The 12,163-nt window shown below is 72.7% G+C and carries 9 protein-coding genes; 7 read left to right on the top strand and 2 right to left on the bottom strand.

Features of this window, described 5'->3' with window-relative positions:
- The first annotated feature begins 133 nt into the window (after nucleotides 1–133).
- The 3 genes from ACFWMZ_RS05760 (at nucleotide 134) to ACFWMZ_RS05750 (ending at nucleotide 4,983) form a co-directional block, all read left to right on the top strand.
- Nucleotides 134–1,996 carry a PQQ-binding-like beta-propeller repeat protein gene (locus tag ACFWMZ_RS05760; protein ID WP_383199673.1) on the top strand — a complete coding sequence of 621 codons (1,863 nt, stop codon included), beginning with the start codon at nucleotides 134–136 and terminating at the stop codon, nucleotides 1,994–1,996.
- A 100-nt stretch (nucleotides 1,997–2,096) separates the two neighbouring features.
- Nucleotides 2,097–3,992, top strand: a complete 1,896-nt coding sequence (locus ACFWMZ_RS05755) for a PQQ-binding-like beta-propeller repeat protein (RefSeq protein ID WP_383199671.1) — start codon at nucleotides 2,097–2,099, stop codon at nucleotides 3,990–3,992.
- Nucleotides 3,993–4,251: 259 nt separating this feature from the next.
- Nucleotides 4,252–4,983 carry a LuxR C-terminal-related transcriptional regulator gene (locus ACFWMZ_RS05750; protein ID WP_383199669.1) on the top strand — a complete coding sequence of 244 codons (732 nt, stop codon included), beginning with the start codon at nucleotides 4,252–4,254 and terminating at the stop codon, nucleotides 4,981–4,983.
- A 40-nt stretch (nucleotides 4,984–5,023) separates the two neighbouring features.
- Here ACFWMZ_RS05750 and ACFWMZ_RS05745 read toward each other — a convergent pair whose 3' ends face one another.
- Both ACFWMZ_RS05745 and ACFWMZ_RS05740 read right to left on the bottom strand, forming a co-directional pair.
- A complete protein-coding gene (locus tag ACFWMZ_RS05745) occupies nucleotides 5,024–5,374 on the bottom strand; it encodes a hypothetical protein (RefSeq protein WP_383175763.1) in 351 nt (116 codons plus the stop codon).
- A 33-nt stretch (nucleotides 5,375–5,407) separates the two neighbouring features.
- Nucleotides 5,408–7,081 carry a sodium:solute symporter family protein gene (locus ACFWMZ_RS05740; RefSeq protein ID WP_383175766.1) on the bottom strand — a complete coding sequence of 558 codons (1,674 nt, stop codon included), beginning with the start codon at nucleotides 7,079–7,081 and terminating at the stop codon, nucleotides 5,408–5,410.
- 298 nt (nucleotides 7,082–7,379) lie between these two features.
- Here ACFWMZ_RS05740 and galT point away from each other — a divergent pair, with 298 nt between their 5' ends.
- The 4 genes from galT to ACFWMZ_RS05720 all read left to right on the top strand — a co-directional run bounded on the left by galT (nucleotide 7,380) and on the right by ACFWMZ_RS05720 (nucleotide 11,894).
- A complete protein-coding gene (gene galT, locus ACFWMZ_RS05735; RefSeq protein WP_383199667.1) occupies nucleotides 7,380–8,447 on the top strand; it encodes a galactose-1-phosphate uridylyltransferase in 1,068 nt (355 codons plus the stop codon).
- Entirely contained in the window at nucleotides 8,444–9,523 is a 1,080-nt protein-coding gene (gene galE / locus ACFWMZ_RS05730; RefSeq protein ID WP_383175772.1) for a UDP-glucose 4-epimerase GalE, read from the top strand. Before galT ends, galE begins: the two co-directional genes overlap by 4 nt.
- A complete protein-coding gene (galK, locus tag ACFWMZ_RS05725) occupies nucleotides 9,520–10,737 on the top strand; it encodes a galactokinase (protein ID WP_383175774.1) in 1,218 nt (405 codons plus the stop codon). Before galE ends, galK begins: the two co-directional genes overlap by 4 nt.
- A 401-nt stretch (nucleotides 10,738–11,138) precedes the next feature.
- The gene (locus ACFWMZ_RS05720) at nucleotides 11,139–11,894 is read left to right on the top strand and encodes a LuxR C-terminal-related transcriptional regulator (protein WP_383175777.1); all 756 of its coding nucleotides are present in this window, start codon (nucleotides 11,139–11,141) and stop codon (nucleotides 11,892–11,894) included.
- Nucleotides 11,895–12,163: the final 269 nt, after the last annotated feature.

The following is a 12,163-nucleotide window of genomic DNA, read 5'->3' as shown; positions in this document are numbered from 1 at the left end:
AACGGACGCATCACGGACCGGTCCTCCCTTGGGAACAAGGGGAGGACCGATTCCGCACGTCCGGCTGTTCGAGTGGTAGAAAAGTGGGCCAGCACTGGCGTGCCGAAATATCAGTGAAGAGGGGGAGCCGCTGATGAGTCAGCCGCCCAACCAGCCTCCGCAGCCGCCGCAGGGCGGTTTCGGGCCACCACCGGAGCCCGGGTCTGGGAAGGACGGCCAGCAGCCGCCCGCCCAGCCCCCGCAGGCCCCCGGCCAGCCTCCGGCCCAGCCGCCGCAGACCCCGCCGCCTCCCGCCGCGCAGCCCGGTTACGGCTACCCGCAGCAGCCCGGCGGCCCGTACGGCCAGCCGCCGCAGCCCCCCGGCCAGCCGCCCCAGACCCCGCCCCCCGGCTACGGCTACCCGCAGCAGCCCGGCCCCTACGGCCAGCCCCCGCAGCCGGGCCCGTACGGCGCGCCGCAGCAGCCGGGACCGTACGGCCAGCCCGGCCCCTACGGGCAGCCGCAGCAGGGGTACGGCTACCCCGGCCAGCCCACCTTCCCCGGTCAGCCCGGTCCGGGCGGACCCGGCGGCGGGCGCGGTCCGTTCAAGGGGAAGACGGCGGCGATCGTCGGCGGCGCGGTGGCCGTGGCGGTCCTCGCCGTGGTCGGCATCGTCACGCTCACCGGCGGAGACGACGAGAAGGAACCGGTCGCCTCCCCCTCGAAGGCCCCCTCCGCCAGCGGCGCCGCCCCCTCCGCCCCGGGCAACCCGGGCGACGGCAAGGGCGACCGCAAGGACGAGACCGAGGACCTCAACGCCGGCCGCCAGCCCGGCGAGGCGCAGGTCCTCTGGTACAAGGAGGCGCCCGACGCCCCCGGCCGGGGCGCCGACGCCCCCGGCATGTGGGTCACCGACACCTCGGTCGTGAAGGCGGCGTACCGCTCCGTCTTCGCCTACGACATCGAGGGGGGCAAGCCCAGTTGGGACGAGATCGAGCTGCCCGGCCCGGTCTGCGCGGCCCCCAAGGAGGCGGTGGACGGGCAGGTCGTCATCGCCCACAAGAACGGCAACACCGAGAAGTCCAAGTGCAGCGAGCTGATGCACGTGGACCTCGCCACCGGCAGGAGCTCCTGGAAGCAGAGCCTCGACGAGGGCGACCTGTTCGACAGCACCCTCGAACTCGACGTGGTCATGGCCGGGAACACCGTGATCGCGGGCCGCTCCATGTCGGGCGTCGCCTTCCGGCTGAGCGACGGCGAGGAGCTGTACACCAAGAAGAAGTACGGCCAGGCCTGCTTCCCCGGCGCCTGGGCCGGTGAGGGCGACCAGCTCGTGGTGGTCTCCTCCTGCGCCGCGAGCAAGCCCGAGGAGCACGACGAGGTCCAGGTTCTCGACCCGGCCAACGGCAAGGTCAAGTCCACCCTCGCCATGGGCAAGGGCTGGCGCGTCGAGCGCGTCTACTCCATGGACCCGCTGGTCATCTACTCGACCAACAAGGAGAAGGAGGCCTGGAACATCTCCCGCGTCAGCGGCGGGAAGATCGCCACCCAGGTCGAGTCCGAGGTCTCCTTCAACCCGCAGTGCGGCTGGGCCATCATGACCCGCGACCTGCGCGGCTGCGTGGGCACCGTCGCCGACGACACCACCCTCTACCTGCCGACCGAGGCCAAGAGCGGCTCCAACGAGATCGTCGCCACCAACCTCACCACCGGCAAGAAGAAGTGGTCCGTCCAGGCCCCCGAAGGCCGGTCGATGCTGCCGCTGAAGATGGAGGGCGGCAAGCTCCTCGCCTACGTCGAACCGTCGTACAACGGCGGCGGCCAGATCGTCTCGATCCCCACCTCCGGCGGCAAGCCGGCCACGCTGCTCAAGATGCCCGAGTCCACCGCCGCCATGGAGCGCGGCTTCTACTCGCGGGCCCTGGACTACGTCGACGGACGCTTCTACATCTCCACCACCCGCCTCAACGGCAAGGACGACGCGGCGGAGAAGCTGATGCTGGCCTACGGCAAGTGACCCATCCCCGGGGGCGCCCGCCGAGGGCCCCGCGCCCGCCCGCGGCACCCCCGGCCCCTCTCCCTCCCCACGTCCCCACGCGCACCGAGGTACCCACGCCATGACACAGCCGCCGTCCCAGCCGCCGAACGAGCCGCCGCAGGGCGGGTTCGGCGCCCCGCAGGACCCGCCGCCCGGCGGATTCGGCGCACCCCCGCCGGCCCAGCCGCCGCAGCCGCAGACTCCGCCGCAGCCCCCGTCCCTCGACAAGAAGGACGGCCCCGCCGCCGGAGGCGACCAGCCCCAGCAGCCGCCGCAGACCCAGCCCGGCTACGGCTACCCGCAGGCCCCGCCCCCCGGCCAGCCGGGCTACGGCTACCCGCAGCAGCCGGGCCGGCCGCCGCAGGCCGTCCCCGGCTACGGCTTCCCGCAGCAGCCGGGCCAGCCGCCGCAGGGCGCCCCGGGGTACGGCTACCCGGGCCAGCCGCCGCAGCCGCCGTACGGCCAGCCGCCGCAGCCCTACGGCTACCCGCAGCCCACCACCATGCCGATGAACGCCCAGGGTTCCCCGGGCGGCGGCCGGAAGTTCGGCCCGCAGGCCATGATCATCACGGCGGCCGTGGTGGCCATCGCGCTGATCGTCGGCGGCGGCTTCTGGTACAAGTCCTCGCAGGACACCGAGAACACCGCGGGCGGCGGCACCGAGCAGGGCGAGGGCAAGGGCGGCGAGGGTGAGGCGCCCGGCGGCTCCGGCGGCGAGGAGAAGGTGCCCTCCGACCCCTCCTCGAAGGTGCTCTTCCAGCTCCCGGCGCCCAAGGTCAAGGGCGACACCAGCTTCGCCGTCGAGGGCTCCTGGCTGACCAGCAAGGTCTTCGCCAAGCCCGGCCTCTCCGAGATCAACGGCTACGACCTCGACTCCGGCAAGGTCACCTGGACCACGCCGCTCTCGGGCCAGCACTGCGCATCCAGCCCGGAGGTCGGTGACGGCGACATCGCGGCCGTCGTCTACGAGAACGCCAAGCCGACCGCCGAGAACAAGTACCCGGGCTGCGACAAGATCTCCGCGATCGACCTCACCACCGGCAAGATCCTGTGGACGGAGTCGGTCGAGGTCAGCTCGCGGGCCGCGCGGTACGACGAGGTCTCCATCAGCGGCAACACGGTGGCCGTCGGCGGCGGCACCGACGGCGGCGCCGCCTTCGACCTGAAGTCCGGCAAGGAGCTGTGGAAGCCGCAGAACGGCGACGCCTGCGAGGACCTCGGCTACCGCGGTGGCGAGGCGCTCGTGGCGGTCCGCAAGTGCGGCAGCTACGACAACCCGAAGATGGAGGTGCAGCTCCTCGACGCCACGGACGGCACCCCGAAGTGGAGCTACAAGCTCCCCGCGGGTCTCGACAACGCCAAGGTCATCTCCGTCGACCCGGTCGTCTTCGGCACCGACTCGCAGGAGATCACCGCCTCCGGTGTCACCGACGTCTTCGCCCTGGACGGCAAGGGCGACCTGCAGAGCCGCTTCCCGCTGGAAGAGGGCAAGTTCATGCACGACTGCGACGTCAACAAGGTCCACGACTGCCAGCAGATCTTCACGGGCAACGGCAAGCTGTACGTCCCCACCGCCGAGCACGAGGCCGCCGGCGAGGAGTACGGCCGGACCAACGAGATCCTGTCCTTCGACCTGAAGACCGGCAAGCCGACCGGCGACCGCTTCGACGCGGGCGGCATCTACAAGATCTACCCGCTGCGGATGGACGGCGAGAACGTCCTCGCCTACAAGGCGGCGCCCTACGAAAAGGGCGGGCAGATCGTCACCATCGACCCGACCAGCGGCAAGCAGACCGTGCTGGTGGAGAACCCGGGCACCGAGTCGGTCCGCAAGGTCGAGCGGAACTTCCTCCCGGAGTTCGGCGAGGTCATCTACGGCGACGGCCGCCTCTTCATGTCCACGCTGTACATCCGCGAGGCCAGCAAGGTCACGGACGACCCGGAGTACCTGGCCATCGCCTTCGGTACTTCCTGATCGGAGCTTCGCCCGACACCGGCGCGCCCCTTTGGCTCCCGAAGCCGGCCAGTCGCGGGCCTGCCCCGTTCCCGGTTCTGCCGGGGCGGGGCAGGTCGCTTTTCGGGGCCGGAGTTTGCGCGCCGGGGCAGGGTGGAGAGGTTGGGGGCGGCGGGCGTGGCGAATGCCGGGAAACCGGGCCATGGCCTGGAGGGAGCGTGTAGCTTCCGGGAGACATACGGCCGCCGGCCGGGGCGGGGACTGCGTGGGGGGTACCGGGATGGGCGTGCGGGTGATGGTGGTGGACGATCACCGGCTGCTGGCCGAGGCGCTGGCCTCGGCGCTGAAGCTGCGCGGGCACCGGGTGCTCGCGGCGGCCGCCCCGGCCGCGGGCGCCGCCGACCTGGTGGTGGCGCGTGCCCCCGAGGTCTGCCTCATCGGCACCGCCACCCCCGCGGAACCGGGCATCTTCGACCCCGTCGTCCGCATCCGCGCCGAGGCGCCGCAGGTGGCCGTGGTGGTCCTCGGGCCGGTGCCCAGCCCGCGCGGGATCGCCGCCGCCTTCGCCGCCGGGGCCTGCGGGTACGTGCGGCACGACGAGCGGATAGAGGGTGTCGAACGCGCCATCGCGCGGGCCTGCAAGGGCGAGGCGGTGGTGGCCCCGCAACTCCTCGCGGGCGCCTTCGCGGAACTGCTCAACCCGGCGGCCCAGCCCGACGACGAGGGGCAGCGGCTGCTCGCCCTGCTCACCCCGCGCGAGGTCGAGGTGCTGGTGCGGGTGGCCGAGGGCGAGGACACCCGGGTGATCGCCGCCGGGATGGGCATCGCCCCGAGCACCGCGCGGACGCACGTCCAGCGGGTGCTGATGAAGCTGGGCGTCGGCTCCCGGCTGGAAGCCGCCGCGCTCGCCGCCCGTACCGGACTGCTGGACCGGGCCGCGCTGCCCGCCGTACCGGCCCAGCGGGGCGGCGTCCAGGCCCCGGAAAGGCCGCAGGGGCCGCGGTCCCCGTGAAGAACCGCGGCCCCTGCGGGGTGCGTGCCGTGCCGGCGGGTCAGCGCCCGGGCTCGTCCGGGCCCTTGACGGCGTCGAGCGCCTCCTCGGGCAGCGGCGGGGTCGGCGGGACGGTCGGCCGGAGCTTGACCCAGATCAGGAAGAACAGGCCGAGGGCGAGCATGCCCAGCCCGGTCCACAGGTTGATGTTGATGTCCTGGGCCTTCTCCAGGTCGGCGTCGCTGACGAAGATCCCGGCGGCGCTGACGATCAGGCCGTAGACGACGAAGAGCGCGCCGATGATGCGGCGGATGTCGAAGAGCCGGGCGGCGGTCGCCGACTTGGCTTCCAGCTCGGTGACCTCGTCCTGGAAGGCGTGGCCCTCCGCGGGCGGGTTCTGCTTCTCGGTCATGGTGGGGCGTCCTTGGCGTGGGTGCGGGCCGGGTCAGAAGGAGAACGGCACGTAGCAGATGGCGGCGAGGATGATCGCGCCCCAGCCCAGCAGGGCCGGCTTGCGGTACCAGGCCTCGTCGCCCTCGTGGGTGTCCTCCAGGTCGAGGCCGGGCGACTTGGTGCCGTAGACCAGACCGGCGAGCTGCTCGACCGGCTTCGGCTTCGTCACCAGCGTGACCACCACCATGACGACGCCTCCGACGACGAACGCGACGATCGAGGAGACGAAGTTGGCGCCCTGGTCGCTCGGGATGTCGATGATGCCCTGCTGGTACAGCCAGAAGTAGTTCACCATGGCGGCGACGGTGCCGGTGAGCAGGCCCCAGAAACCGGCGGCCGGGGTGGTGCGCTTCCAGAACATGCCGATGATGAAGACCACGAACAGCGGGACGTTGAAGAACGAGAAGAGCGTCTGCAGGTAGTTCATGATGTTGCTGAACCCGGCCGCGATGAACGCGGTACCCATGCCGATCAGCACACCCACGGCCGTGACGACCCGGCCGACCTTCAGGTAGTAGCCGTCCTCGCGGTCCTTCTTCAGGTACGCGGCCCAGATGTCGTTGGTGAAGACCGTGTTGAAGGAGGAGACGTTGGCCGCCATGCCCGCCATGAAGGCGGCGAGCAGACCGGTCACGGCGATGCCGAGGACACCGTTGGGCAGCAGGTCGCGCATGAGGACGGGGATGGCGTCGTTGTAGTCGAGGCCGCTGCCGGCCTGGCCGATGGTCGGCTCCATGACCAGCGCGATGAAGCCGGGGACCACGACGACCATCGGGATGAGGATCTTCGGGAAGGCGGCGATCAGCGGGGTGCGCTTGGCGGCCGACAGGTTCTTCGCGGAGAGGGCGCGCTGCACCTCGGCGAAGTTGGTCGTCCAGTAACCGAAGCTCATGACGAAGCCGAGGCCCAGCACGATGGTCAGCCAGTTGGCGCCCAGCGGGTTGGCCTCGCCGATGCCGGTGCCGTCCCAGGCGGTGAGGAAGTCGCCGCCCTTGGAGGCCGAGAGCGAGGAGGTGATGCCGTCCCAGCCGCCGACCCGCTTGAGGCCGACGATGGTGAGCGGGATCAGCGCCGCCAGGATCACGAAGAACTGGAGGACCTCGTTGTAGATCGCCGAGGAGAGCCCGCCGATCGTGATGTAGGCGAGGACGAAGAAGCCGGCGACGACGATGGCGACCCACTCGGGCCAGCCGAGCAGCGCCTCCAGCACGATCGCCATCGCGTAGAGGTTGACGCCCGCGATCAGCACCGAGGAGACGGCGAAGATCACGGAGGAGAGCAGGTGCGAGGAGGGTCCGAACCGGTGGAGCAGGAACTCGGGGACCGACCTGACCTTCGACCCGTAGTAGAACGGCATCATCACCAGGCCCAGGAAGACCATGGCCGGGATGGCGCCGATCCAGTACCAGTGCACGGTGTACGCGCCGTACTGCACGCCGTTGGCCGCCATGCCGAGGATCTCGGTGGCGCCGAGGTTGGCCGCGACGAACGCGAGCCCGGTCACCCAGGCCGGCAGGGAGCGTCCCGAGAGGAAGAAGTCGAGGCTGGTTCTGACCGAGCGCCTGGCGGCGAAGCCGATGCCCAGGACCACGGCGAAGTAGATCGCCAGGATCGTGTAATCGAGCCCGTTGGTCGGGAGCCGGAGCCCCTCGGCGAGATAGAGCATGGGGGGAACTCGCTTCGTTGCGCGAACTGAACGAACGGGAACCTACGCGCTACGCGTCAAGAACTGAACAGTTTTGTTGGTTTTCTTTGTTTGATCGTGATGGGCCGGGGCGTTTTCTCCCGTTTTCTGACGGCTTCACTGGCGGTGTCCTGCGGTTGTGGGGGCGGAGGCGGAGACTCCGGCACGGTTCTCCGGCGGTGGGCGGGTTCCGGGGCCTCCTGGGCGTTGACGGCGCTGTTGTACTGTGATTGGTTGTGTTCGGTTATGTTGATTGATAGGGGTGTGTGAGGGTGCTGGTGTGAAGAAGACCTCGACCCGGCTGTCGGACGGCCGCGAGCTCATCTACTACGACCGGGACGACAGCCGGGAGCGCGACGCCCCCGACCCGCGCCCCGCCGACCAGGTCGCGACCGCCTCCGAGGTCCGCCAGGACCCGCTGCTCGGCGACTTCGTCGCCATCGCCTCGCACCGCCAGGGCCGCACCCACCTGCCGCCCGCCGACGCCTGCCCGCTCTGCCCGGCCCGGCCCGGCGGCCACCAGGGTGAGATCCCGGACAGCGACTACGACGTGGTGGTCTTCGAGAACCGCTTCCCCTCGCTCTCCGGCCCCACCGGCCGCTGCGAGGTGGTCTGCTTCACCTCCGACCACGACACCTCCTTCGCCGGGCTCGACGAGGAGTCGGCCGCCGTCGTCCTGGAGGCGTGGCGCGACCGCACCGCCGCGCTCTCCCGGCTGGACGCGGTCCGCCAGGTCTACTGCTTCGAGAACCGGGGCGTCGAGATCGGCGTCACCCTCGGCCACCCGCACGGCCAGATCTACGGGTATCCGCAGATCACCCCGCGCACGAGGCTGATGCTCGACTCCGTGGCCGAGCACCGCGCCGCCACCGGCCGCAACCTCTTCGACGACCTCGTGGAGCGCGAAAGCGCCGACGGTGAGCGGATCGTCCTGGAGACCGCGCACTGGACCGCCTTCGTCCCGTACGCCGCCCACTGGCCCTACGAGGTGCACCTCTATCCCCGCCGCCGGGTCCCCGACCTCACCGCGCTGGACGAGGCCGCGCGCGCCGAGTTCCCCGGGGTCTACCTGGAGCTGCTGCGCCGCTTCGACCGGATCTTCGGCGAGGGGCGGCCGCCGACGCCGTACATCTCCGGCTGGCACCAGGCGCCCTTCGGGGAGCCGCGGCCCGGCGAGCCGGACGTCGCGCGCGAGGAGTTCGCACTCCACCTGGAACTCTTCACCGTGCGACGCACCGAGGGAAAGCTGAAGTTCCTCGCCGGTTCGGAGTCCGGCATGAGTGTGTTCATCAACGATGTGCCGCCGGAGGCCGCGGCGCGGCGACTGCGAGAGGTAGCGAGTTCATGAGCGTCAACAGCAGCGACGGCGGGAACGGCGGTACGGGCGTGGCAGGGGAGAGCGGCACGGCGGCGGGCGGCCGGGGGAAGTACCTGGTCACCGGGGGCGCCGGGTACGTCGGCAGCGTCGTCGCCCGGCACCTGCTGGAGGCGGGGCACCGGGTCACCGTCCTGGACGACCTCTCCACCGGCTTCCGCGAAGGCGTCCCGGACGGCGCCGAGTTCATCGAGGGTCGCATCCAGGACGCGGCACGCTGGCTCGACGCGAGCTACGACGGCGTGCTGCACTTCGCCGCCTTCTCGCAGGTCGGCGAGTCGGTGGTGGACCCGGAGAAGTACTGGGTCAACAACGTCGGCGGCACCACCGCGCTGCTCGCCGCGATGCGCGACGCCGGGGTACGCCGCCTGGTCTTCTCCTCCACCGCCGCCACCTACGGCGAGCCGGTCTCCGTCCCGCTGACCGAGACCGACCCCACCGCGCCGACCAGCCCGTACGGCGCCTCCAAGCTCGCCGTCGACCACATGATCGGCGGCGAGTGCCACGCCCACGGCCTCGCCGCCGCCTCCCTGCGCTACTTCAACGTCGCCGGTGCCTACGGCGACTGCGGCGAGCGCCACGACCCCGAGTCGCACCTCATCCCGCTGGTCCTCCAGGTCGCCCAGGGCCGCCGCGAGGCCATCTCCGTCTACGGCGACGACTACCCGACGCCCGACGGCACCTGCGTGCGCGACTACATCCACGTCGCCGACCTGGCCGAGGCCCACCTTCTCGCCCTGGACGCCGTCGCCCCGGGCGAGCACCTGGTCTGCAACCTCGGCAACGGCAACGGCTTCTCCGTCCGCGAGGTGATCGAGACGGTCCGCGAGGTCACCGGCCACGCCGTCCCCGAGACCGCCGCCCCGCGCCGCGCCGGCGACCCGGCCGTCCTCGTCGCCTCCGCAGAGAGCGCCCGCACCCGCCTCGGCTGGCGGCCCTCCCGTCCGGGCCTCGACACGATCGTCCAGGACGCCTGGGACTTCGCCCGCCACGGGCGCGCCCGCGGTGCGGGGCAGGCCGTGGCCGCCACCGCCGGAGGTGGAGCGTGAGCGCCGCCGCCACCCGTACCGGAGCCTTCGGCCCCGCCGCACCCGAGGACGAGACGCGCCGGGCGGAAGCGGTCGCCGAGGGGTTCCGCACGCTGTACGGCCGTGACCCCGAGGGCGTCTGGGCGGCGCCCGGCCGGGTCAACCTCATCGGCGAGTACACCGACTTCAACGACGGCTTCGTGATGCCGCTCGCCCTGCCGCACACCGCCGTCGCCGCCGTCGCCCGCCGCGACGACGGCATCCTGCGGGTGCACTCCGCCGACCTCCCCAGCCCCGTCGCCGAACTCCGCGTCGACGAGCTGACCCCCGGCTGCGACACCTCCTGGGCCGCCTACCCGGCCGGGGTCGTGTACGCCCTGCGTACCGCCGGGCACGCCGTCGGCGGCGCAGACCTGCACCTCGCCTCCACCGTGCCGACCGGCGCCGGGCTCTCCTCCTCGGCGGCCCTGGAGGTGGTGACGGCCCTCGCCCTCGACGACCTGTACGAGCTCGGGCTGACCCGCGCCGAGCTCGCCCGCCTCGCCCAGCGCGCCGAGAACGAGTTCGTCGGCGTGCCCTGCGGCGTCATGGACCAGATGGCCGCCGCCTGCTGCACCGAGGGCCACGCCCTCCACCTCGACACCCGGGACCTGTCGCTGCGGCAGGTCCCCTTCGCCCCCGCCGACGACGGGCTCGCGCTGCTGGTGGTCGACACCCGCGTGCAGCACGCGCTGGGCGACGGGGCGTACGCCGAGCGGCGCGCGGGGTGCGAGGAGGGCGCGCGGCGCCTCGGCGTGAGCCATCTGCGGGACGTCCCGCACGCGGAGCTGCCGGGCGCCCTGGAGCGGCTGGCGGACGCCGGTGAGCACGTCGTCCGCTACGTCCGCCACATCGTCACCGACAACCACCGCGTCGGCGAGGTCATCGCCCTGCTCGACGCGGGCGAGGTCCGCGCGGTCGGCCCCGTCCTCACCGAGGGCCACCGCTCGCTCCGCGACGACCTGCGGGTCTCCTGCGCCGAACTGGACCTGGTGGTCGAGTCGGCGCTGGCGGCGGGCGCGCTGGGGGCCCGGATGACCGGTGGCGGCTTCGGCGGCTCGGCGGTGGTCCTCACCGAGGCCGACGCCGTGGACCGTACCTCCGACGCGGTCCGCGCGGCCTTCGCCGCCGCCGGGCACCCCGAGCCGCGGATCTTCCCTGCGCTGCCGTCCGCCGGGGCGCGCCGGATCGGCTGAGGGGCGCTCGGGCGCACCGGGGACCGCCCGGGGAGAAGGGCCCGGCGGGCCCAAAGGTGACCGGAGTCGGTGGACTCCGGTCCCTTCCGCCTCCTGGACCACACACGCCACGGGCCCGGGTGGTCGAGGCCGGTCGGTTGCCGGTCAGTTCTGCAAATCCGCTTCCGCCCCGGGGCCCCGTCCGTACTCTGAGGAGCAGCGCCGGTGGGGGCCGGTGCCGTTCAGGGGGCGAGACCGTCAGGGTCCGGCACCTGGAGCGGGGACGGGGGGGCCGGGCGGCGGCCGGGTGGCCTCCGCATCCCTCCGGACCGACCGGCGCGTGCCAGCGCGCCGGATGGCGGGGGCCGCGCCGGGTACCGCGACCGCGACCGTCCGTTCCCCCGGCCAGTGGGGGTAGCAACGTGGTCCGTGTCCGAATCCTGGTCGTCGACGACCATCGCATCTTCGCCGAGTCCCTGGCGGCGGCGCTCACCGCCGAACCGGACGTGGACGTCTCCGCCGCGGGCAGCGGCCCCGCCGCCCTGCGCTGCCTGGAGCGCGGCACCGCCGAGGGCCGCCCGTACGACGTCCTGCTGGTCGACGCCGACCTCGGCGCGGGCCGCCCGGCCCGCCCCGGCGAGTTGCGGGAGGTCCCGGACGGGACCCCGGTCGACGGGATCGCCCTGGTCGCCGGGGTCCGCGCGGTCCAGCCCGGCGTACGCACCGTGGTCCTGGCCGAGCGCGACGATCCCCGGCGGGCGGCCCTCGCCCTCCAGGCCGGGGCGGTCGGCTGGGTCGCCAAGGAGTGCTCCCTCTCCCGCCTGCTGACCGTCGTCCGCGGCGTCCTGCGCGACGAGACCCACCTGCCGCCCGCCCTGCTCACCGGCGTCCTGCGGGAGCTGACGGCGGCGCGCAAGCACCGCAGCGACAGTGAGCGCCTCGTGGAGGCGCTGACGCCGCGTGAGCGGGAGGTGCTGCGCTGCATGGTGGCGGGGCTCGGGCGCAAGGCCGTCGCCGAGCGGCTCTTCCTCTCGCCGCACACCGTCCGCACCCACATGCAGAACGTCCTCGGCAAGCTCGGTGTCCATTCGACGCTGGCCGCCGTGGCACTGGCCCGCCGGGCGGGGGTGGGGCCCGCCGACCTGGGCTCGCCGCCCAACGGAGTCCGGGTCGGTTAGCCCCGTCCGGGGCTGGGCCGTCTCTCCGACTGCACCGTGACTGACCGTGCCGGTCACGGTCGAGACGGCCCGCACCCCACCCCATCCGGGCCGGCGCTTGAGGCCGATCGGTGACGGGCACGGGCGAGCGGCGCTCAGCCACCTCCTAGCCCGGCCGGCGCTTGAGGCCGATCGGTGACGGGCACGGGCGAGCGGCGCTCAGCCACCTCCTAGCCTGGCCGGCGCTTGAGGCCGATCGGTGACGGGCACGGGCGAGCGGCGCTCAGCCA

The organism is Streptomyces sp. NPDC058373, assembly GCF_042723275.1.
Classification (GTDB): domain Bacteria; phylum Actinomycetota; class Actinomycetes; order Streptomycetales; family Streptomycetaceae; genus Streptomyces.
Note: the sequence above shows the minus strand (reverse complement) of the source record. Positions and strands in the feature narration are given on the sequence as shown.

Excerpts from the sequence above, each read along its gene's own strand:
- ACFWMZ_RS05760 (WP_383199673.1), top strand. The coding sequence starts at position 134 with ATGAGTCAGCCGCCCAACCAGCCTCCGCAGCCGCCGCAGGGCGGTTTC.
- ACFWMZ_RS05755 (WP_383199671.1), top strand. The coding sequence starts at position 2,097 with ATGACACAGCCGCCGTCCCAGCCGCCGAACGAGCCGCCGCAGGGCGGG.
- ACFWMZ_RS05750 (WP_383199669.1), top strand. The coding sequence starts at position 4,252 with ATGGGCGTGCGGGTGATGGTGGTGGACGATCACCGGCTGCTGGCCGAG.
- ACFWMZ_RS05745 (WP_383175763.1), bottom strand. The coding sequence starts at position 5,374 with ATGACCGAGAAGCAGAACCCGCCCGCGGAGGGCCACGCCTTCCAGGAC.
- ACFWMZ_RS05740 (WP_383175766.1), bottom strand. The coding sequence starts at position 7,081 with ATGCTCTATCTCGCCGAGGGGCTCCGGCTCCCGACCAACGGGCTCGAT.
- galE (WP_383175772.1), top strand. The coding sequence starts at position 8,444 with ATGAGCGTCAACAGCAGCGACGGCGGGAACGGCGGTACGGGCGTGGCA.